This is a genomic window from Microbacterium sp. NPDC055502, assembly GCF_053643635.1.
Genome location: NZ_JBSHKJ010000001.1, coordinates 1367484 through 1389185, shown reverse-complemented (window position 1 = coordinate 1389185; position 21702 = coordinate 1367484). Strand labels below are relative to the sequence as shown.

Below are 21702 nucleotides of genomic sequence, written 5' to 3'. Positions count from 1 at the left end.
GGGCGGGCGCAGGAACGGCCGGCGCGGATGCGACAGACGCGGACGCGACAGACGCGGACGCGACAGGCGCGGGCGCGACAGGCGCGGGCGCGACAGGCGCGGGCGCGACAGACGCGGGCGCGACCGACGCGGGCGCGGAAGCAGCGGCGACGGCGGGATCGCGCAGGCCCCGGGCCGTCACCCGGGTCACGAGCGCATCCTCGGGTCTTCGGTGGGATCGGCATACATCTGCGGGCAGCCGTCCGCCGCAGCGTCGGGGCGCAGCTCGTAGTGCCAGGACTCGTTCGCATAGGTCTGGCACAGGCCGTAGCGCCAGCCGCGCTGCGCCAGCCAGTCGAGTGCGGGCAGCGGTCCCAGGTCGACCGCGTCACCGGACACGTGCGCGGAGGTCTGCGGCGTCGCGACCCAGCGGCGCGCCTCCGCCTCCGAGCCGTACTCGGCGATCGCGTCCTGCAGCATCCGCTCCTGCAGCTCGGCGGAACGCCAGCCGCTGTTCACGCGGAACCCGACGCCGTCGACCTCGGCATCGCTCGCGGCCCGCTGCAGGGCGGCGAGCAGATCGGGGTCGAGGTTGCCGACGCTCGGCCGCTCCACGTCGAACACGGTCGGCTGGTCACCGTCGGCGATCGTGCCGTCCGCATCGCCGTGGTCGGTCCCCGCGCCGCCGGAAGACAGATCGGGGAACGGGGTCGGCGCCGGAGACGGGACGGTCCGTCCGGCGGCGGCCAGCGACTGCTGCACCGCGAGCGCGCCGAGGACGACGAGGGCCAGCGCCAGCAGCGCCGCACCGAGACGACGGCGACGCGACCGCGGTGGTCGGGGGTTCGTGCGGGTGTTCATGGTTCCAGTGAAGGAAGCGCGCGGTTGCGAAGGCGTATGCGCTTTTGCATACGTTCGCGATATACCGCGGTGCGTAGGATCACAGCCATGCGTGTGCTGATCGTCGAGGACGAGCCCTACCTCGCCGAGGCCGTCCGCGACGGGCTGCGCCTGGAGGCCATCGCGGCCGACATCGCGGGCGACGGCGACACCGCTCTGGAACTGTTGAGCATCAACTCGTACGACATCGCCGTGCTCGACCGCGACGTGCCCGGCCCCTCCGGCGACGACATCGCGCGGTGGATCGTCGCGTCCGACAGCGGCATCCCGATCCTCATGCTCACCGCCGCCGACCGGCTCGACGACAAGGCCACCGGATTCGAGATCGGCGCGGACGACTACCTCACCAAGCCGTTCGAGCTGCGGGAGCTGGTGCTGCGCCTGCGGGCCCTCGACCGCCGCCGCCAGCGCTCCCGGCCGCCCGTGCTCGAGGTCGCTGGCCTCCGGCTCGACCCGTTCCGCCGCGAGGTGTACCGCGACGACCGGTACGTGGCCCTCACCCGCAAGCAGTTCGCGGTGCTCGAGGTGCTCGTCGACGCACAGGGCGGCGTGGTCAGCGCCGAGGAGCTGCTGGAGCGCGCGTGGGACGAGAACGCAGACCCGTTCACGAACGCCGTGCGCATCACGGTGTCGTCGCTGCGCAAGCGTCTGGGCGAGCCCGGCATCATCCGCACCGTTCCCGGCGTGGGGTACCGGATCGAGGCGGACGCTGATGCCTAGGCGCCGGGGGATGAGCGCCCGGCTGAAGCTGACCCTCAGCTACGCCGGGATCGTCGTGGTGTCCGGGGTGCTGCTGCTCGCGGCCGTCGCGCTGTACCTGCTGCGGTACATCCCCGACGTGCAGATCATCGCCGACATCCGCGTGCCCAACCGCTCCGACCTCATCCGCGCGTTCGTGCCGGTGGCGATCGCGGTCATGGTCGCCCTGCTCGCGATCGGGCTCGGCGGCGGCTGGCTGCTCGCCGGACGCATGCTGGCGCCCCTCGAACGCATCAGCGACGCCGCCCGCCTCGCCGCCCAGGGGTCGCTGTCGCATCGGGTGCGCCTGGAGGGGCCGCGCGACGAGTTCCGCGACCTCGCCGACGTGTTCGACGGCATGCTCGAGCAGCTCGAGGCGCACGTGGCCGAGCAGCAGCGGTTCGCGGCGAACGCCTCGCACGAACTGCGCACGCCCCTCGCGATCTCGCAGACGCTGCTCGAGGTCGCCCGCGACGACCCCGACCGCGACGCGGAGGAGCTGATCGCCCGCCTGCGCGAGGTGAACACGCGCGCGATCGCGCTGACCGAGGCGCTGCTGCTACTCAGCCGTGCGGAGCAGCGCACGTTCCCGCGGCAGCTGGTCGACCTGTCGCTGCTGGCCGAGGAGGCGGTGGAGGCGCTGCTGCCCCTGGCCGACCGCCGCGGGGTCGCGGTCGAGGTGGGTGGGGCCGCCGCGCCGATGCTCGGGTCGTCCGCCCTGCTGCCCCAGCTCGTCACGAACCTGGTGCTCAACGCGATCGTGCACAACCTGCCCAGCGGCGGGGCGGTGGCCGTGCGCACGCACATGATGCCGCAGGCCGTCGCGCTCGTCGTGGAGAACACGGGCGAGCGCCTGTCGGAGCACCGGATCGCGACGCTGGTGGAGCCGTTCCAGCGCGGGTCCGAGCGCACGCGCGACGACCACGCCGGTGCGGGGCTCGGGCTGGCGATCGTGCAGCGCATCACCGAGACGCACGGCGGCACCCTGGTGCTGACGCCGCGCGCGGAGGGCGGCCTCGTCGTGACGGTGTGGTTCCCCCTCCCGTACCCGCGCTGACCGCCGGGCCGCGGCGATCTCGCTGCACCGCGTCTGCACGATAGTGTTTCGCCATGATGCCCGAAAAGCCGCGCGAACGCGGTGCTCTCTCCCGCCGCACGATCGTCCACGCGGCGTGGATCGCACCGGTCATCGCGTTCTCTGCCGCTGCTCCCGCCGCAGCCGCCTCGCTCGGCACCCCGGAGCTGACGCTCAGCGCCTTCGCCCTCGACGCGAACTACGCCTGGGGCACGGTCACCCTCTCCCGCCCCGGCACCGCCGATCTGACGCAGACGTTCGACTTCCAGGGCGACGGAGCCTCCGGCTGGGAAACGATCTACACGGGACAGTCGACGAACTCGTCGGGCTACTACGCCAGCACGCTCCCGCGGTCCGTGATCGGCGCGTACACGCAGCTCCGCGCGGTCGCCAGCGTCACCGGGTACGGCCCGGTCTCGAGCGCCCCCGTCGCCCTCTCCGACATCTGGGCCTGAGCCGTCCGGAGGGTCACCAGGGGCTGGGCTCGTAGTCCTTCAGGAAGACGCCGTGGATGTCCTCGCCCGCCTCGCCGCGCACGATCGGGTCGTACACGCGGGCGGCGCCGTCGACCAGGTCCAGCGGCGCGTGGAAGCCCTCTTCGGCCAGCCGGACCTTCGTGTAATGCGGACGCTCGTCGGTGATCCAGCCGGTGTCGACGGCGGTCATGAGGATGCCGTCCTTCTCGAGCATCTCCCCCGCGCTGGTGCGGGTGAGCATGTTCAGCGCGGCCTTCGCCATGTTCGTGTGCGGATGGCCCGGTCCCTTGTAGCGGCGGGAGAACTGCCCCTCCATCGCCGACACGTTCACCAAGTACTTCCGGTGCGCGGACGACGCGGCCATCGAGGCGCGCAGACGGCTGATCAGCAGGAACGGCGCCGTCGTGTTGGCGAGCTGCACCTCCAGCATTTCCAGCGGATCCACCTGGTCGACCGACTGCACCCAGCTGTTGACGCGGTTCACGTCGGGCACGAGCCCGCCCGCGTCGATCGCCGTGCCGTCCGCGTGCTTCTCCAGCGACGACGAGCCGGGGGCCATCGCGAGCCGGGCGAGGTCTTCGGCCGTCAGCGCCTGCCCGCCCTGCTCCGCGACCGTGCCGCCGAGCGCCGCGACCGACAGCAGCGGGTGCGCATCCACCGATGCCTGCAGCGCCTGCGGATGCGGATCGGCGGTGTGGCCGAAGGTCTCCATCTCCGGCAGCGGCCCGTCGGGCAGGGGCTGCAGCTCCGCGTCGGCGAGCAGCGAGTACGCGCCCGGTGAGCGGCGCACGGTCTGCGCGGCGTTGTTGATGAGGATGTCGAGCGGGCCCTGAGCGGCGACCGAGTCGGCGAGCCCGATCACCTGGGCAGGGTCGCGCAGGTCGATGCCGACCACGCGCAGGCGGTGCAGCCAGTCGCTCGCGTCGGGCAGGGCCGAGAAGCGGCGCACGGCATCGCGCGGGAACCGGGTCGTGATGGTCGTGTGCGCCCCGTCGCGCAGCAGCCGCAGCGCGATGTGCATGCCGATCTTGGCGCGACCGCCCGTGAGCAGGGCGCGCTTCCCGGTGAGGTCGGTGCGGGCGTTGCGCTTGCCGTGGCTGAAGCGCGCGCAGTCCGGGCACAGCTGGTGGTAGAACGCGTCGACCAGCGTGTACGGCTGCTTGCAGATGTAGCAGTTGCGCGGCTTGAGCAGCTCCCCCGCGATCGGGGCGTCGACCACGCTCGACGCGAGGTCGTTGCCGCGGGTCTCGTCGTCGATGCGGTCGGGAGCGCCCGTGGCGGTGCGGGCGACCACGGCCTTGTCGGCCTCGGCGATCGCATCGCGGATCTGCTTGCGGCGCACGCGCTTGACGTCTTTGAACATCGCGGCGGTCGCCTGGCGCACGGCGATGAAGTCGGGGTGCTCGTTGTCGATCGTGTGCAGCTCGCGGAGCACCCGCAGCGTCGTGGCGAGGTCGTCGGGGTCGATGCCGGGGCCCAGGTCGGGGGTGGCGTCGGGGGCATCGGTCATTGTGCCGATTTTACGCGAGTCGCCTGGGTGCCGACCCCGCGCCTCCGACGCCCTCCCGGCGCTCAGGCGATGCCGCCGCCGTCGACCACGAGGGCTGCGCCCGTGACGTAGGAGGAGTCGTCGCTCGCGAGCCACACCACGGCCTGCGCGACCTCCTCTGGCTCGCCCATGCGGCGCAGCGGGCGGTCGGCGGCCTCGGCCAGGAAGGAGTCCGCGTCCTGCGCGAGCTGGCGCGCCTCGTCCCGCAGCATGCCCGTGTTCACGTCGCCCGGGTTGACCGAGTTCACGCGGATGCCGGCGGGCCCGTGGTCGATCGCGAGCGCACGGGTCATGTTCACCACGGCGCCCTTGGACGCGCAGTACGACAGGGCGCGGCCGCCGCCCTTCAGACCCCAGCCCGAACCGGTGTTGACGATCGAGCCACCGCCCGCGGCCTCCATGATCGGCACGACGTGCTTGCACATGAGGAAGATGGCGCGCACGTTCACGCCGAACACAAGGTCCCACTCGTCGACCTCGATCTCGACCGCGGTCTGGCGGCGGATGATGCCGGCGTTGTTGAACACCACGTCGACCCCGCCGAACTCCTGCACGGCGGTCGCGACGACCCGCTCGATGTCGGGCTCGCGGGACACGTCGGCGGCGACCGCGACCGCCGTGCCACCGGCATCGCGGATCTCGGCGGCCACGGCCTCGGCCGCCTCGGCGTTCAGGTCGACCACGGCGACGGCGGCACCCTCCGCCGCGAGCGCGAGGCAGGTGGCACGGCCGATGCCGCCCGCGCCGCCGGTGACGATGGCCTTCTTGTTCTGGAGTCGCATGGGGGGTCCTTTCGGGGGTCAGACGGGGGAGAGTTCGGGTGCGGTCACAGGGTAGAGACTGCTCGTGCCGACGCCGGTGACGACGCGGATGTGCCCGGCGAGCCGGGCGTCGAGCACGGGATCGCCCGTGTCGACGAGCAGGGGCCGGCCGTGCAGGTCGACGAGCTTCTGCTCGGGCGCGACGACCAGCAGGGGGTCGTCGCCGAGCGCACGGAGCACGGCCGCGGAGAGCTGCTGGTTGCCTCGGCCGAGCAGGAACCCCTGTCCGCCGATCACGGTCACCACGGCCTGCGCGGCGCCGAGCGCGAGTTCGTCCCGCAGCTGCCGTTCGCTCGCGCCGCGGACGAGGAGCCGCCCGTCGAGCACGACGTCGACCCCGAGGGGCGTGCCGTCGAGGCCGAGCTGCCGCGCGATCTCGGCCGTGGTGCCGCCGGGGCCGAGCAGGTAGCGCACGCCGGGCTGCATCCGGGCGACCGCGCCGCGCGCTGCGGCCTCGACGGCGGCGGCCTCGGTCGCGGGGGTCGGGGCCTTGCGCGCCTGCGTGCGACCGGCGTGCACGGGCACCCGCACGAGTCCGTACAGCGTCGGCTCGACCCTGGCCCGGCGCATCGCGGCCTCGTCGATGTCGAGCACCTCGCGCTCCGCCGTCGGGAGCCCTCCGTGGTCGATCCAGTCGGCCGCGAGGGCTCCGGCCGCGCGCGGGCTCACCGCGAACACGGGCGAGTACATCTTCACGCCCGCGGGCACCCCGAGCACGGCCGGGGTGCCCGCGCGACTGCGGAGTTCGGTCGAGGTCCGGCCGGGAGCGGGAGCCACGGTCGCGCGACCGTCAGTTTTCTCCGGAGTTGTGAGCGCCGCAGCGAGGTCGAGCGCCGCGACCGCATCGCGCAGTGTGCCGTCACCCCCGACGACGAGGATCAGCTCGACCCCGTCCGCCGCGAGGGCCGCGACCGCCCGGGACGTGTCGGCGGCCTCGGTCCGGACAGCCTCCGCGGGGGTGGAGAGCACGCGGGGCCGGAGCCCGGCGGCGCGCACCGCGTCGGCACCCAGGACTCCTGCGGCCGTGGCCACCTCGAGCCCCGGGTGCCGCGCGGCCAGGGTCGTCAACGCCGAGGCCGCGCGCTCCTGCACACGCGAGCGCGCTCCGCGCTCGACGGCGAGGCGCTGCACCTCCGGGCCGTCGGAGCCCGCGAGACCCGCGGGTCCGCCGACGCCGGCGACGGGGTTGACGACGAGACCGATCACGACGCGGCGGCCTCCGCGGCGAAGTACTTGCGGCGGTACGCGCGCCACGTGACGGCCCAGCGCTCCGGGTCGTCGAGGTCGTCGTGGTGCGTGTGGTGCACGGTCTGGTTGTGCGGGGCGGTGCGCACGACCTCGGGGTTCTCCCTGGCCTCGCGCGCGACCTCGGCCAGCGTCGCGGCGTACTCGTCGAGCTCGCTCATGGAGTACGACTCGGTGGGCTCGAGCGTGAACGGCTGCGGCACCACGTAGGGGTGGTGGCTCGTCCAGTAGTGCATGCCGAAGTCGGTCATGCGCACGCCGATCTCCTCCGACGACACACCGGTCTCCCGGTAGAGCTCCTCCCACGAGTACCGCACCTGCTCGATGCGGCGGCGGCCGGCCGCGTACGGCGCCGAGGCCCCGGGGATCGCGAGCACCTTCGCCATCAGGTAGTTGTTGTTGAGCACCGCGGTCTCGGCGGCGGCGAGCAGCCCGTCCGCGCCGAGCGCCATGATCCACGAGTAGGCCTTCACGAGCGCGGGGATCACGCCGAAGAACGGCCCGACCGCGCCGATGGACCGCTCGCCCGCCTCGGCGACCGCGAACGTCCCGTCGTCCTCGCGCACCACGCGGGGGCCCGGGAGGAACGGGGCGAGGGCCGCGCTCACGGCGTTGGCGCCCGATCCCGGGCCGCCGCAGCCGTGCGGGGTGCCGAACGTCTTGTGCAGGTTGAAGTGGCACACGTCGAACCCGGCGTCGCGAGCCCGGGTGATGCCGAGGATGCCGTTCGCGTTCGCCTGGTCGTACGAGGCGAGGGCGCCCACGGCGTGCGCGGCGTCGACCCACTCGCGGATCGCGGGGTTGTAGATGCCCGTGTCCTCGGGGTTCGTGACCATGATGGCCGCCGTGCGCGGGGACAGCGCCGCCTTGAGCGCGTCGAGCGACGGGTAGCCGTCGGCGTCGGGATACACCGTGATGACCTCGTAGCCGGCGGCCTTCGCGGCTGCCGCGTTCGAGGGGTGGCTGAAGATCGTGGTGATGACCTCCCGGCGCTGCTCCGCCTCGCCGTTCGCCTCGTGGTAGGCGCGGATCATCGCGATGTTCGACCAGATCGCCGCGGAGCCGCCCTGCGTGTGCAGCGAGACCTCGTCCATGCCGGAGATCTCGGCGAGCATCCGCTCCAGCCGCCACACGATCTCCAGCACGCCCTGCGCGTCGGCCGGGTCCTGGTGCGGGTGCATCGCGGTCAGCTGCGGGGTGCCGGCGAGCTGGTCGTTGATCTTGGGCGCGTACTTCATGGTGCAGGTGCCCTGACCGATGTCGACGTTGAAGTCGGCGCCGAGGTTCTCCTGCGACAGGCGCAGGTAGTGCTTGAGCACGCGCATCTGCCCCATCTCGGGCAGCGCGGGAGCGGCGGGGCGGCGCAGGGCGGGCGGCAGGTCGGCGACCACGTCGCCCACGGCGCTGCGCACCTCGGGCTCCACGGCCGAGACGAGCACGCCGCGCTCGCCCGGGGTGGAGAGCTCGAAGACGATCGGCTCGTCCCATCGGGCCTGCTGGAAGCGGCGGAGTGCCGGCTTGGGGGCGACGGGGAGGCTCATCGGTTCTGCTCCTCTGCGAGCTCGGGGGCGACGACCGCGGCGAGCGCGGACGCGAGACGGTCGATGTCGGACTGGGACGTGAGCTCGGTCACGCAGACGAGAAGGCGGTGCTCGTCCACGACCACGCCGGGCTCGATGCCCTGGGCGCGGAGGGCGGACACGACCTCGGCGGCCGGCACGGGCAGCGTGACGGTGAACTCACGCAGGTGCACGGCGTCGTCGTCGAGCGTGACCCCGGGCAGCGCGGACAGGGACTGCTGCGCGTAGCGGGTGCGGGCGAGCAGCACCTCCCCCAGCTCGGCCATCCCGGCGGGTCCCATCAGCGACAGGTACACCCCGGCGGCGATGCCCCAGAGCGCGGCGGCCGTGCCGACCCACTCCTTCCCCTCCTCGCGGTGCGCGAACGAGGTGCGGTCGTAGGCGACGTCGCCGAACCCGTACTCTCCGGGCACGTCGGTGGTGGCGAGACCGAACAGGCGCGACGGCATCTCCATCACGAACCGGGGGTCGTCGTGCACCGCGATGAAGCCGCCGTGGGCTCCGCCGAACCACTGGTGCAGGCCGAGCGACTGGATGTCGCCCGTGACGATGTCGGCACCGGCGAGCGCGGGCGGCGCGAGCACGCCGTAGCCGATGGGGTCGGTGCCCACCACGAGCACGGCGCCCGCAGCGTGCGCGGCGTCGGCGATCTCGCGGAGCGCGGCCTCGACCGCGCCCGTGGCGCTGGGCGTCTCGACCCAGACCGCGGCCACGTCGTCGCCGAGGGCCGCGCGGACGGCGGCCACGTCGGCGGTACCGTTCACGGTGGGGAGGTGGTCGAGGGTCAGGTGCGCCCGGATGTAGTCGTGCACCTTCGAGGTCTTCGCGGGCAGCACGTCGCTGGCGACCAGCACGCGCGGGCGTCCCGTGAGGCGTCCGGCCATGGCGAGCCCGGTCGCGGTGGCCTGGTAGCCGTCGTAGGTCGGCACGTTCACGACGTCCATCTCCAGCAGCTCCGCCATGAGCGACTGGTACTGGAACAGCGCCTGGAAGCGGCCGTGGTCCTCGTACGGCTCTCCGGCGTAGGCGGTCAGGAACTCGCTGCGGCCGATCACCTCGTCCACGACCGCGGGCACGTAGTGGTTGTAGGTGCCCGCGCCGAGGAAGCTCAGGCGCTCCTGCGTGGAGCGGTTCTTCGCCAGGAGCCCCCGCACGTGCCGCGCGAGGTCCTGCTCGGCGACGAACGGCGCCGGCAGGTCGAGCGGGCGGCCGAGCCGCAGCGCCTCCGGCACGTCGGCGTAGAACTCGTCGACGGTCTCGGCGCCGACGGCCGCGAGCATCGCGGCGCGCGACTCGGGTGCGGTGTTGGGGATGTACGGATGCACGAACGGGGCGGTCATGCGTCCTCCTTCACGGGGATGGGGGTGGCGGTCGGGATGGTGTCGGCGCGGGGCGAGGCGAGCACGGCGACGCCGTAGCGGTCGAGGTCGAGCCGGTCGCTGTGCCGGGCGCCGGTGAGCAGGTCGACCCCGGGGCCGGGCAGCTCGACGGCGACGGGCGCGCGTCCGTGGTTGAGGTAGAAGGTGTAGTCGGTGGTGTCGTCCGCGCGGGTGACGACCTCCACGTCGAGGTCGACGTGGTCGCGCGCCGGAAGACCCGCGGTGCGCAGCACGTCACGGAACAGCGGCAGCATGCCGTCGTGGTCGATCATGGCGCTGACGTACCAGGCGGAGCCGCGGCCGACCGGGCGGCGGGTCACGGCGGGGAGCCCCGCGAGCTCTCCGCTCGCGTACGTGCCCCGGACCTCGACGTCGTCGTCGGCCTCGATCCACTCGCTCCAGCTCGGGACGGTCAGGGTCTCGCCCGCGTAGGCGATCTGCTCCGTCTCACCGTCCGCGAGCGGCCACTGCTCGTCCACCTCGATGCCGAGCAGCGTCCGCAGCGGGCCGGGCGCGCCACCGTCGTGCACCTTCTCGGTCGCGTCGACCACCCCGGAGAAGGGCCCGACGACGAGGTGGCCGCCGCGCTCCACGAAGGCCGCGAGCGCGTCGGCGTGCTCCTGCTCCGCGATGTACAGGTTCGGCACCACGACCACGTCGTAGCGGTCGAACGGACCGGCGGCACGCACCGCGTCGACGGGCTGGCCGAGGGCGTACAGGGCCCGGTGCCAGGCGCGGGCCTGCTGCGCCCACTGCAGCCGCTGCGAGGGGAGCGACTCCGCGGCGCTCGATCCCCACCAGGAGTCCCAGTCGACGACGAGGCCGACGCGGGAGCGCACCCGGGTGCCGCGCACGGCCTCCAGCTTCTGCAGTTCGAGGCCGAGGGCCTTGGTCTCGCGGAAGCTGCGCGACCTCTCGCCGCGGTGGCCGAGCATCGAGGAGTGGAACTTCTCCTGGCCGTACTTGGCCTGCCGCCACTGGAAGAACATCACGGCGTCGGAGCCGTGGGCCACGGCCTGCAGGCTCTCCACGCGGATCTTGCCGGGAGCCTTGGGCACGTTCACGTCGCGCCAGCTGGTGGCGCTCGCCGACGACTCCAGCAGCAGCCACGGCTGCCCGTCCTTGAGCGCCCGCATGAGGCCGTAGTTGAGGGCCGCACCCACGTGCGAGGTGGGGTCGGCGGGGTCGGGGTAGGCGTCGTCGGTCACGACGTCTTCCACCGCGGCGAAGTCCCAGTAGTCGAGGTCGCGGAACATGCTCATGAAGTTCGTGGTCACGGCGATGTCGGGGGTGACCTCGCGCAGCACGTCGATCTCGATCTGGAACAGCTCCAGCAGCGCGTCGGAGGAGAACCGTTCGAAGTCGAGCAGCTTGGTGGGGTTCACCGGTCCCGGCGCGCGCTTGGGGGTCTCGATGTGCTCCCACGACGTGTAGCGCTGGCCCCACACGTTCACGCCCCACGCCTCGTTGAGGCCGTCGAGGTCTCCGTAGCGCTCCTGCAGCCAGCGCCGGAAGTGGCGGGCCGACTCGGGGCACCAGCACCGCGAGGTGTGGTCGCCGTATTCGTTGGAGATGTGCCACATCGCCAGGCCGGGGTGCTCGCCGTAGCGTTCGGCCATGGCACGGGCCATGCGGGCGACGTTCTCGCGCCAGATGGGCGACGAGGGGCAGTAGGTCTGGCGGGACCCGAACTCGAGGCGGTGTCCGTCGGCGTCCCACGGCGCCATCTCCGGGTGGGCACGCAGCAGCCACGAGGGCGGGGTGGCGGTCGCGGTGGCGAGGTCGATCGCGATGCCCGCGTCCCACAGCAGGTCGATGATGCGGTCGAGCCACGCCCAGTCGTACACGCCGGGCTCGGGCTCGAGCTGCGGCCAGCTGAAGATCGGGAGGCTCACCATGTTCACGCCCGCTTCGCGCATCAGGCGGATGTCCTCGTGCCAGGTCTCCTCCGACCACTGGTCGGGGTTGTAGTCGCCGCCGAACGCGAGCGCATCCAGGCGCACGCGGCGGAGCGGCTGGTCGGCGCGGGGTCCGGACACGGAGGCTCCTCTCTGAGTCACGGGCCGCCGTGTCGGCGCTCTGGCGCATTCCGACGTCCCGCTGTATTCTGTATACAACACACTAGGTCGCCGTCCGGCCGGGCGTCAACCCATAGGCTGACGGGCAGGCGGCAGAAGGGGAAGGTCATGGCGATCGAACGCAAGAACCTGCGCTCGCAGGTGCGCGAGGAGCTGCTGACCCGTATGCGCGCCGGACTCGTGCAGCCGGGCGAGGGCATCAACGAGGTGCAGCTCGCGACCGAGCTCGGAGTCAGCCGCACACCGCTGCGCGAAGCCCTCATCGCCCTCGAGTCCGAGGGGCAGATCGAGAGCGAGAACGGCAAGGGCTTCCGGTTCGTGCCGCTCAGCGCATCGGAGTTCCGCGACCTCGCCCCCGTCATGGCCGCCCTCGAGAGCCTCGCGCTCGAGCTGAGCCCGCCCGACGAGCTGCGGACGATCGGCGCCCGGCTCAAGGAGATGGCCGACGCCTTCGCCGACGAGCTCGTGGAGCACCAGCTCGTCATCACGAAGGACGACGAGTGGCACAGCCTGATGCTCTCGGCGTGCCCCAACACCCGGCTCCTCGCGGTGATCGACAGCGTGCGCAGCTCGTTCCACCGCTACGAGTCGCTGCTCGTGCCGGAGGACGTGAAGGTCGAGCGCGTCGCCGCCGAGCACGCCGAGATCGCCCGGCACCTCGCGGCGGGCGACGTGCCCGCCGCCGTCCAGGCCCTCAAGCTGAACTGGACGAACGGCATGCAGCGCATCCTCGACAACGCCACCAGCAGCTACTTCACCGCCTGACCCGGTCACGGCTCACCGCGACAGCGTCACGGCGAGGTCGATGAACAGCGCCGCCGACCAGCCGAACGCGGTCGTGGCCGTGCGTGCCTTCTGACCCGTGCGCGGGTGGAAGTACTCGTGCGGGCCGCCGCCGTGGATCACGAGCGCCACGGTCTGCTCCCGCAGCTGCTGTGCGCGCTCGGCGAAGCCGGACGCCTCCAGGCCCTCCGCCACGAGAGCGGCCGTGTTGACCCACACCGGGCCGCGCCACATCCGCTCCTCCGAGAAGTCGGGGTCGGACGCGGCGACCGTCGGCAGGCCCCACGGCAGCGCGAACCGCTCCGGGTCGTCCACCGCGGCACGCAGCGCACCGGCGATCTGCTCCGGCAGGGTTCCGGTGAGCAGCGGCATCAGGCCCACGACGGTGTCGCTCGTGAGCGTCTCGCCGCCGCCGAACGCGAGGAAGCGTCCGCGCTCGGGGTCCCACATGCGCAGCAGCAGCTCCTGCGTCGCCTCGGCGCGCTCGCGGAACCGGCTCGCGTCGGCGCCGGGCTCGTATCGGGAGAGCAGGTCGGCGAGCTCGCGGTCCTGCCGCACGAGATAGGCGCCCAGGTCGGGGGCGGCCGTGGGAAGCGGGCCGTCGAAGATCGGGCTGTCGTCGAGACCCGAGGAATAGGGGTGTCCGTACTCGGGCATGCCGTCGTGGTCGAGGTCGCTGCCCGCGAACCACCAGTCCTGCGAGCGCACGACCGTGGCGAGCTGGCGCCGTGCCCAGTCCGGGGCGTCTTCCACCTCCAGCACCGCGCGCAGGGCCCATGCGGCGAGCGGCGGCTTGGTCAGCGGCACGGGCGCCGTGGGGTCGGCGATCTGCGAGCCCGCACGGCGCAGGTTCGCGCGGTCGCTCTCGGGCAGGTCGTCGCTCGTGGCGAGCACGCCCTCCTCGTGCACGACGTCGGGGAGCTGTCCGTCGGGCTGCGGGAACCGGAACGCGATGTCGAGCTGCTCGCGCGCGAGCGCAGGGTCGCCGTGGCGGAGGCCGACGGCGATGAAGTACGCGTCCCACTGCCACAGTCCCACGTAGCCGATCTTCGACGGCACGATCGCTCTGGCGTCGCCGAGGGAGGGCAGCTCGACGATGTTCGCGCCGAGCACCCACCAGCAGAAGGCGGTCATCTCCTGCAGGTCGTCGCGCACGCGCGGACACCGGGCGAACCAGTCGTCCCAGACGTGGGCCGTGGCGGCGAGGGCGGCCCGGTGATCGCCGGACTCGACCGTGACCGAGCGGTCGGGAGCGACGCGGAGGCGCAGTCCCTCTCCGAGCGCGTGCTCCTCGCTCCGGCCGTCCGGGCGCGTGAGCCGCACGCGCAGGCCGGGGTCGCCGCCGATGCTCAGCGTCGCCGGGTCGGCGAAGGTGAGCGTGGCACGCTGCGTCTCCGCACCCGCCCCCGGTTCCTGAGCGGGCGCAGCGAGACGAGGGGCCCCGAACGCGATCCTCTCGGGTCGCACGTCGGCCACCGGCAGCACGGCGCCGTCCGCGTCGAGCACCTCCACGAGGTCGAGCACGCGGCACTCCGACAGCCGCCGCTCGTACTCCGAGGTGTGCACGCGCACGCCGTCGACCTCGCCGAACACGAGCACCCGCGACCGGGGCAGCGTGAACGGCGCGGTGATCAGGTCGAGGTGCCGGCCGGCGAGCCCGGCGAGGTCGAGGTCGTCGGCCATCATCGCCCGCCCAGGCCCGACGCGGCCATGCTGTTGAGGATCTTCCGCTGCCCGATCACGAACACGATCAGCATCGGCACGGTCGCGATGGCCGAGGCCGCCATGACCAGCCCGTAGTTGATCGAGCCGAACTGCCCCTGGAACGAGGTGAGCAGCAGCGGCACCGTGAACAGGTCGGGGGTGTTGAGCAGCACGAGCGGGAACAGGAACGCGTTCCACACGCCGAGCGCCGTGATGATGCTGAGCGCGGCGAGTCCCGGCTTGAGGTTGGGCAGCACGATGCTCCAGAAGATGCGCCACCGGCCCGCGCCGTCGACCAGCGCCGCTTCCTCCAGCTCGCGCGGCAGGGCGAGCACGAACTGCCGCATCAGGAACACCGCGAACGGGTTCGCGATCATGCCGGGCACGATCAGCGCCAGGTGCGAGTCCACCCACCCGATCTGCGACATCAGCAGGTAGAAGGGGATGAGCGTGACCTGCGCGGGGATCATCTGTGTCGCCAGGAACACGATGAACAGCACCTTGCTGCCGCGGAAGCGGATACGCGCGAACGCGTAGCCCGCCATCGATGCGGTCAGCAGCGTGCCCACCACGACCAGCACCGCGATGTAGGCGCTGTTCAGATACGCCTGCCCGAACGGCACCGCGTTCCAGGCGTCGGCGTAGTTCTCCACCGTCCACGGGTTGGGGAGGAACTCGAGCGGGTTCTTCAGCAGCTGCGGCAGCGTCTTGAACGACGTCAGCAGCATCCACACGAACGGGAACACCATCGAGATGCCGGCGATCGTGAGCACCACGTGGAGCGCGGTGGCTCCGAGGCGACGGCGGGCGCGGTCGGCGCCGGGCCCTCCGAGACCGCGGCGACGGTAGCCGGGGGCCGTGAGGGCGACGGTCGAGTCGGTCGCGGGGGCGGCCGGCTCGATGAGCGAGGGCGTCTGGAGGGTCATGCCGGGTCATCCTCGTAGTGGACGAACTTCTTCTGCGCGCCGAACTGGATCGCGGTGATGACGAGGGTCAGCACGAGCAGGATCACGCTCGCGGCGCTCGACGGACCGAACTCGAACCGCCCGAAGCCCAGATCGAAGATGTGGTAGACGATCGTGCGGGTGGCGTTGTCCGGGCCGCCGCCGGAGACGAGCACGTACACCGTGTCGAACGTCTGCAGCGACGAGATGAACGCGATCACCGACGAGAAGAACACGATCGGGGAGAGCAGCGGCAGGCGGATGCCGGTGAACAGTCGCCAGGCGCCGGCGCCGTCGATGCGGGCGGCCTCGATGACCGAGGGCGAGATGTTCTGGAGCCCGGCGAGGAAGATCACCACGTTCAAGCCCATCGACGACCAGATCGTGACGATGCAGACCGCGAGGAGCGCGAGCTTGGGGTCCTGCAGCCAGTCGGGCGGGGTGATGCCGAACACGTTGGCGATGGTGGTGGACAGCAGGCCGTCCGCGCGGAACATCTGCTGCCAGATCATGGCGACCGCGACCGTCGACGTCACGACGGGCGCGAAGAACAGGATGAGGTAGAGCGTGCGGGTCTTGAGCCGTTCGAGCGCGACCGCGACGATCACGGCGAGCGTGAGGCCGATCGGCACGGTGATGACCGCGATCAGCAGGGTGTTGAGGATGGCGCGGCCGAGGAGCGGGTCGGTGAGCTGCTCGGCGAAGTTCGCGAAGCCCACCCACTCCAGGTCGCTCAGCCCGTCCCACTCCGCGAAGGCCAGCACCAGGCTGGCCCCGAACGGCAGGATGACGAACAGGGCCATGCCGAGCAGCTGCGGGGCGACGAACACGTAGCCCCAGCGGCGGTCGCGGCGACGCCACGCGGCCTCGGGGCGCAGGGGCGGGGCGGATGCCGCAGGCTCGGCCTGCGGCATCCGTCCGTTCTCGGTGAGAGTGGTCACCGGTCTACTTCTCCGACCGTTCCGCGACCACGTCGGCGATCGTGTCGAGCGTGGTCTGCGCGTCGACCTTGCCCTCGTAGAGCTTCTGGAACTCCTCCGCGATGGCGACGGGCAGCCCGGGGATGCGCGCCTCGGCGGGGTAGTCCTCGAAGCCGATGTCGCGCATGTCGAGGAAGGTCTGCGCGTGCGCGGGGTAGTTACCCTCCAGCACGACCTCGTCGGCGCCCTTGATGGACGGGACCGCGTTGCCGCCGCCCTCGAGGCGGAAGGTCTGTCCCTCGGCAGAGAGGAACTCGGTCCAGAACGTGAACGCGGCGTCCTTCACCTTGGTCTTGCCGTTGATCGCGAGGAACGACGTGGCGACGCCGGTCGGCGCTTCCGCACCGTCGGGGGTGGGCCAGCGCACGATGTCGTAGCCGTCCTGCTCGCCCGCCGCGCTCACGGTGCCGATCGTGTAGCGGCCCTGCACGAAGAACCCGGCCTTGTGCGTCACGAACACGCTGTCGGCACCGGCGCCGTCGGGGAGGGTGTCGGCGACCACGAAGGTGCCGTCCTGGAAGAGGTCGCCGAACTGCTGCATGGCCTCGACCGTGTCGGCGTCCTCGTTGGCGACGAACGTCCCCTTGTCGTCGTACGGGGCGTCGAGGCCCTGCGACGACAGCCAACTCCAGTGGGTGGCCCAGTAGTTCCAGTACATGGTGCCGGTGAGCCCCGCGTCGTGCAGGGCCGCGTTCATCTCGAGGAACTTGTCGGTGGTCCACTCGCCGTTCTCGGCCAGGGTCGCGGGGTCTTCGGTGATGCCGGCCGCGGCGAGCGCCTGCTTGTCGTACCAGAACACGTCGGGGTTGGAGTCGTTGGGCGCCGCGTAGACCTCGTCGTCCTTCTCGGCCGCACCGAACAGGCCGGGGAAGAAGTCGTCGTAGGCGGTCTTGCTGTCCTTCGAGTCCATCAGCTCGCGCAGCGGCATGAGCCGGTTCGAGTCGACGAACTGCCCGATCATGTCGTCGCCCACGTAGAACACATCGGGCGCGGTGTTGCTGGTCAGCTGGGCGAGCAGCTTGGAGTGGTAGTCGCCGTAGCCGGCCACGGGCTGCAGCTTGACGGTGATGTCGGGGTGGCGCTCCATGAAGTCCTTGTTGAACTCCTCGTAGCGGGTGAGCTCCTCCGGAGTGCCCCAGGTGGACCACACGACGGTGGCCTTGCCGTCGGCGTCGACGCTGCCGCCCCCGCCGCCACCGCTGCACGCGGCGAGTCCGAGTGCGAGCGCTCCGGCGGCGCCCAGGGCCAGATACCGTGTCGCAGCACGTGCCATCTCGCTACCTCTTTCATCGTTGAAGTTCGGGTCGGATCACCCCGCGGGGCTCTCCAGTATTCTGTATACAGAACGCAATCCTGTCAAGGGTGAGCCATCGCCGCACGACGAAGGGGCGGACCCCACCCGGATCCGCCCCTCCTGCCCCGTGGCGCTCAGTGCCCGGCGGCACCCACCACCACGAACTCGTTCGGGATCACGTCGAGCGTGGCCTCGGCCGCCACCTCGCCCGTGTGCAGGTCGACCGCGACGATGCGCTTCTTCGCCGGCTCGGTCACATAGGCGATGTCGCCCACCACCCGCAGGCCCGGGTGCGGGTCCTGCCACTCGGCCGGGCTCTCCCACGCGTCGATGACCGACCAGGAGTCCTGCACCGCACCGGACTCGTCGAGCACGGTGAGGCTGCCGTCGGCGCCCAGCACCACGATGTCGTCGTGGGCGCTGCGACCCACACCGCGCCACGTGTACTCGGCCGGGGCATCGACCACCGAGAGGCTCGCGGCCGCGGTGTCGACCAGCACCAGCTGCGACAGGAAGTAGCCCTCCTGGTCGGGATCCGTCTTGTAATCGCCGACCGCGACGGCGCTGGTGTCGGTCACGTAGGCGTTGCCGGTGCGCCCGAACTCGTCCGGGGCGTCGAGCTTGGTGAAGGCGCCGTCCGCGAAGAGCAGCACACCGTCCTCGCAGCCGAACATCACGACCTCCCCCTTCAGCGCGCCCTCCCCGTGCACGCTCGGGCACCGCTCGTCGCGCGCGAGCTCGGTGCCGTCCGCCGCCAGGTGCCGCACGCCGCTCCGGGCCTCCGCCGTGCCGATCGTGGACAGGACGGTGCCGTCGGACAGCTCGATGGCCACCCCGTGGTGCGCCGCCTCCGACGCGATGGTGTCGAACTCCGGCAGGGTGCCCGTGCCGACCGCGTCGGTGTCGAACACGCGCACCTCTCCGGTGCCGTCGTCGAACAGCGCGGTGCGGCCGGCGTGCGGGGTCGCGTGTCCGGCGGCCACCGCCTCGAACACCTCCCCGGTGAACTCGACGGCTCCGGAGGCGAGACCGGTGTCGAGCACGTGGAAGCCGTCCTCGGCCGTGACGAACACATGGCCGTCGTGGTCGCCCGCGCCGTTCACGCGCAGGAATCCGTCGAGCTCGGCCTCGCCGACGGTCTCGAGGGTGTCGCCGTCGAGCACGACCACGCCACCGTCGTAGGTGAGGGCGACGCGGGTCTCCGCCTCGTGATGGTCGTGCTGCTCCGGCGCGGCACCGGTGGTGTTCTCGGACGCGGGGGAGGCTCCGGCGCATCCGGTGAGGGCCACGGCGGCGATCGCGCCGAGGGCGCCCAGCGCGAGGCGTCTGCGGGGTCGGGACATGGGTTCGTCTCTCTTTCTTCTCAGGGTGCGCGGATGCGCGGCGGCGCGGGGCGCCGAGGACTCTGGATCAGCCGACGAGCTGGAGGAACACGGCCTCGAGGTCGCTGAAGGTACGGGTGATGCGCGCGTCGCCGTTGTCGATCTCGTAGACCGTTCCCGCGGCGGGATCGGCGACGTAGACGCGTCGTGCGGACACCCGCAGCTCCACGCGGTCTCGCAGCGCCGGGTCTGCGATGGTCGCCGCGAGCAGGGGCTCGGTGCGGGCCAGCACGGATCCGTCCGGCGCCAGCACGCGGAGCCGTCCCTCCGCGTCGACCGCGACCGTGCGACCGGCGTCGTCTCCGAGGGCGACGGCACGGATGAGCGGGACGTCGGAGGGGATTAGCGTCCAGGTGCGCTGACGCACGTCGAGCAGCCATGCACCCTCGTCACCGGCGACGCCGGCGAGGTCCGGCCGGTCGGCGCGACCGTCGAGCCGCGTCGCCGCGGGGGCTCCGGCCGGATACGGGATCGCCTCGCCGACGATCTCTCCGCCCACCTGCCGGGTGAAGAGCACCGCCCCTTCCGCGCACGCGAAGACCGCGCCGACGCGGGTGAGGTCGGCGTCGGAGACCGCGCCGCACGGTATCTCGGCCGCGGCGGCAGGGGCGCCCTCGCCGTCGACGATCCGGATGGTGCCGGAGGCGGTGGGCACGAGGAGCCGGTCGGCGAACGGGAGGACCGGGCCTGCGTGCGCCAGGTCGAGCCGGGCGGTGCCGAGTCCGCCGGCGAGGTCGTCGTGCGGGAGCACGACGACCTCCGCGCCGCCGAAGCCGATCGCCGTGCTCTGACCGGCCCCGCTCACCCGCACCTCTCCGTGGCCGTCCAGCGAGCCGAGCTGCCGCGGCTCGCCCTGGAACGAGTGCGTGTGGTCGCCGTGCGGCACGGTCCAGCGCCCGGTATCGACCACGTCCACGGTCGCGTCGTCGCCGTCGGTGCGGGCGAGGAACACGAGGCGCCCATCGCCCGACACCGCGGCCCTCCCGGCCCCGGCGTCAGTGAGGACGACGCGCTCCTCGGTGTCGAGATCGAGGAGGGTGAGGGCGCCCCGCTCGTCCGCGACGGCGAGGGCGAGGGCGGGCGCAGCGACCTCCGCGGCGCCGCCCGAGTCGATGCCGTGCGCATCGGGATCCGCCGTCGCAGCGGGCGCGACCGGGGAGGCGCACCCGGCGGCGGCGAGGAGGACGAGGAGGGCGGAGGGGGCGAGGGCTGCCCGCCGGAGGAGTGCGAGGTTCATGACTCTGTCACCCTATTGAGAACGATTCTCAATCTCAAGTCAGGGAGTGAGGGAGCCGACCTGTGGCCCGTCCGGTGCGACGAGCGAGCGGACGAACGTCCGAGGCGGGGCGTAGGGTCGCACCATGAGCAGCGCAGAACCCCTCCCGCGGCACGGCGTCATCCCCTCCTACCTGCTCGCGCGCCTCGCCGAGTCCGGCCGCTTCCCCAGGGCGGCAGCCGCCGCCCGGCAGACCCTCACGGCCGGTCGTCCACCGTTCCGCGCACGCATCGACCTCTCGATCGACGAGAACGGCGACCTCGTCGCCCAGCTGTCCGACGCGCCGAACCGCACGATCAGCGACGCCGGCAACACGCAGCAGCTGCCGGGCGCCGTGGTCCGCGGCGAAGACGACGCGCCGGTCGACGACCCCGCCGTGAACGAGGCCTTCGACGGCCTCGGCGCCACGTTCGAGATGCTGCTGGCCGCCTTCCAGCGCAACTCGCTCGACGACGCGGGGGCGCCGCTCGACGCGACCGTGCACTACGGCGTCGACTACGACAACGCGTTCTGGGACGGCGAGCGCATGGTGTTCGGCGACGGCGACGGCGAGGTGTTCCGCGGCTTCACCGGCTCGCTCACCGTGATCGGGCACGAGCTCGCACACGGGGTCGTGCAGCACACCGCGAACCTGGAGTACCAGGGCCAGCCCGGCGCCCTGAACGAATCGATCGCCGACGTCTTCGGCGCGCTCACCGAGCAGTACGCGCAGGGCCAGACCGCGGCGCAGGCGAGCTGGCTCATCGGCGCCGAGATCTTCACCGAGGCCGTGCAGGGCGCGGCGCTGCGGTCGATGATCGCCCCCGGCACGGCCTACGACGACGATGAGCTCGGCAAAGACCCGCAGCCCGACCACATGAGCGGCTTCGTCCGCACGACCGAGGACAACGGCGGCGTGCACATCAACTCGGGCATCCCCAACCGCGCGTTCGCCCTGTTCGCGCGCGACCTCGGCGGCAACGCCTGGGAGCGCGCGGGAACCGTCTGGTACCGGGCGCTCACGGGCGGGCTGTCGAGCACGGCCACGTTCACGGAGTTCGCCGACGCCACGGTGGCCGCGGCCGTCGCGGTCGACGAGGAGACGGCGGCCGCGGCTCGACGGGCGTGGAGCGCCGTGGGAGTCTATGAGCATGAGCGAGGACCCGGCACCTCCGAGTGACGCCCCCGTCGTGATCGCCGTCGTGCGATCGGGCGGCATCGCGGGCATCCGTCGCCAGTGGCGTGTGGAGGCGGAGCCGTCCGACGCGGACGAGTGGATCACGCTCATCGACCTCTGCCCGTGGGACCAGGACGCCGACGCGTCACCCGGGGCCGACCGCTTCATGTGGAGCATCCGCGCGCGCACGCCCTCCGAGCGCCGGGAGCGCGAGCTGCCCGACTCCGCGCTCGAGGGCCCCTGGCGGACGCTCGTCGAGGCCGTGCGCGCCGCCTCGACCCGCGACCCCGCCTGAGCCCGGCCCGCGGGCAAGCGATCAATCCCGTGTGAATGCGACCGCGGGTCGTGCGGCCGGGGTCATGA

Annotated in this window: 19 protein-coding genes; 6 read left to right on the top strand and 13 right to left on the bottom strand. The window is 72.2% G+C overall.

All coding sequences use genetic code 11. From position 1 onward, the window contains the following. Nucleotides 1-186 precede the first annotated feature (186 nt). Nucleotides 187-840 carry a M15 family metallopeptidase gene (locus ACWH95_RS06880; RefSeq protein WP_454120428.1) on the bottom strand — a complete coding sequence of 218 codons (654 nt, stop codon included), beginning with the start codon at nt 838-840 and terminating at the stop codon, nt 187-189. A gap of 87 nt (nt 841-927) precedes the next feature. Here ACWH95_RS06880 and ACWH95_RS06875 point away from each other — a divergent pair, with 87 nt between their 5' ends. The 3 genes from ACWH95_RS06875 to ACWH95_RS06865 are packed head-to-tail and all read left to right on the top strand — an operon-like array spanning nt 928 to nt 3147. Then, nucleotides 928-1599 carry a response regulator transcription factor gene (locus ACWH95_RS06875; protein WP_136035238.1) on the top strand — a complete coding sequence of 224 codons (672 nt, stop codon included), beginning with the start codon at nt 928-930 and terminating at the stop codon, nt 1597-1599. A gap of 10 nt (nt 1600-1609) precedes the next feature. Further along, a complete protein-coding gene (locus ACWH95_RS06870; RefSeq protein ID WP_136033940.1) occupies nt 1610-2674 on the top strand; it encodes a sensor histidine kinase in 1065 nt (354 codons plus the stop codon). Between the two features lie 53 nt (nt 2675-2727). After that, the gene (locus tag ACWH95_RS06865) at nt 2728-3147 is read left to right on the top strand and encodes a hypothetical protein (RefSeq protein ID WP_136035237.1); all 420 of its coding nucleotides are present in this window, start codon (nt 2728-2730) and stop codon (nt 3145-3147) included. Nucleotides 3148-3160: 13 nt separating this feature from the next. Here the strand turns inward: ACWH95_RS06865 and ACWH95_RS06860 are convergent, their stop codons facing one another. The 6 genes from ACWH95_RS06860 to ACWH95_RS06835 form a co-directional block, all read right to left on the bottom strand. Continuing rightward, nucleotides 3161-4678 carry an SDR family NAD(P)-dependent oxidoreductase gene (locus ACWH95_RS06860; RefSeq protein WP_454120427.1) on the bottom strand — a complete coding sequence of 506 codons (1518 nt, stop codon included), beginning with the start codon at nt 4676-4678 and terminating at the stop codon, nt 3161-3163. Between the two features lie 62 nt (nt 4679-4740). After that, entirely contained in the window at nt 4741-5499 is a 759-nt protein-coding gene (locus ACWH95_RS06855) for an SDR family NAD(P)-dependent oxidoreductase (protein WP_136033934.1), read from the bottom strand. A gap of 18 nt (nt 5500-5517) precedes the next feature. Further along, a complete protein-coding gene (locus ACWH95_RS06850) occupies nt 5518-6744 on the bottom strand; it encodes an ATP-NAD kinase family protein (RefSeq protein ID WP_378803233.1) in 1227 nt (408 codons plus the stop codon). After that, nucleotides 6741-8324, bottom strand: coding sequence for an aminomethyl-transferring glycine dehydrogenase subunit GcvPB (gene gcvPB, locus ACWH95_RS06845; RefSeq protein WP_378803232.1), 1584 nt, complete (start codon nt 8322-8324; stop codon nt 6741-6743). Before gcvPB ends, ACWH95_RS06850 begins: the two co-directional genes overlap by 4 nt. Further along, nucleotides 8321-9703 carry an aminomethyl-transferring glycine dehydrogenase subunit GcvPA gene (gcvPA, locus tag ACWH95_RS06840; RefSeq protein WP_136032989.1) on the bottom strand — a complete coding sequence of 461 codons (1383 nt, stop codon included), beginning with the start codon at nt 9701-9703 and terminating at the stop codon, nt 8321-8323. Before gcvPA ends, gcvPB begins: the two co-directional genes overlap by 4 nt. After that, nucleotides 9700-11781, bottom strand: a complete 2082-nt coding sequence (locus ACWH95_RS06835) for a beta-galactosidase (protein WP_454120426.1) — start codon at nt 11779-11781, stop codon at nt 9700-9702. Before ACWH95_RS06835 ends, gcvPA begins: the two co-directional genes overlap by 4 nt. A 147-nt stretch (nt 11782-11928) precedes the next feature. On the opposite strand from ACWH95_RS06835, the gene ACWH95_RS06830 reads away from it, so the two are divergent. Then, complete coding sequence (locus ACWH95_RS06830; RefSeq protein WP_136036827.1) at nt 11929-12585, top strand: GntR family transcriptional regulator; 657 nt, start codon at nt 11929-11931, stop codon at nt 12583-12585. Nucleotides 12586-12597: 12 nt separating this feature from the next. Here ACWH95_RS06830 and ACWH95_RS06825 read toward each other — a convergent pair whose 3' ends face one another. From ACWH95_RS06825 to ACWH95_RS06800, 6 genes are all read right to left on the bottom strand, one after another. After that, nucleotides 12598-14289, bottom strand: coding sequence for an amylo-alpha-1,6-glucosidase (locus tag ACWH95_RS06825; protein WP_454120425.1), 1692 nt, complete (start codon nt 14287-14289; stop codon nt 12598-12600). Further along, nucleotides 14286-15233 (bottom strand): carbohydrate ABC transporter permease, encoded by a 948-nt coding sequence (locus ACWH95_RS06820; protein WP_454120424.1) that lies wholly within the window; start codon nt 15231-15233, stop codon nt 14286-14288. Before ACWH95_RS06820 ends, ACWH95_RS06825 begins: the two co-directional genes overlap by 4 nt. Beyond that, the gene (locus ACWH95_RS06815; protein ID WP_136036830.1) at nt 15230-16192 is read right to left on the bottom strand and encodes a carbohydrate ABC transporter permease; all 963 of its coding nucleotides are present in this window, start codon (nt 16190-16192) and stop codon (nt 15230-15232) included. Before ACWH95_RS06815 ends, ACWH95_RS06820 begins: the two co-directional genes overlap by 4 nt. Nucleotides 16193-16196: 4 nt before the next feature. After that, complete coding sequence (locus ACWH95_RS06810) at nt 16197-17504, bottom strand: ABC transporter substrate-binding protein (RefSeq protein ID WP_454120423.1); 1308 nt, start codon at nt 17502-17504, stop codon at nt 16197-16199. 155 nt (nt 17505-17659) lie between these two features. Then, nucleotides 17660-18868, bottom strand: coding sequence for a hypothetical protein (locus ACWH95_RS06805; protein ID WP_136036832.1), 1209 nt, complete (start codon nt 18866-18868; stop codon nt 17660-17662). A 67-nt stretch (nt 18869-18935) separates the two neighbouring features. Beyond that, nucleotides 18936-20144 carry a hypothetical protein gene (locus tag ACWH95_RS06800; RefSeq protein WP_454120421.1) on the bottom strand — a complete coding sequence of 403 codons (1209 nt, stop codon included), beginning with the start codon at nt 20142-20144 and terminating at the stop codon, nt 18936-18938. 124 nt (nt 20145-20268) lie between these two features. Here ACWH95_RS06800 and ACWH95_RS06795 point away from each other — a divergent pair, with 124 nt between their 5' ends. Together ACWH95_RS06795 and ACWH95_RS06790 are read left to right on the top strand one after the other, a co-directional pair. Then, complete coding sequence (locus ACWH95_RS06795; protein WP_136036834.1) at nt 20269-21342, top strand: M4 family metallopeptidase; 1074 nt, start codon at nt 20269-20271, stop codon at nt 21340-21342. Further along, nucleotides 21314-21634 (top strand): protealysin inhibitor emfourin, encoded by a 321-nt coding sequence (locus ACWH95_RS06790; protein ID WP_206251976.1) that lies wholly within the window; start codon nt 21314-21316, stop codon nt 21632-21634. The genes ACWH95_RS06795 and ACWH95_RS06790 overlap by 29 nt, the downstream gene beginning before the upstream one ends. Nucleotides 21635-21702: the final 68 nt, after the last annotated feature.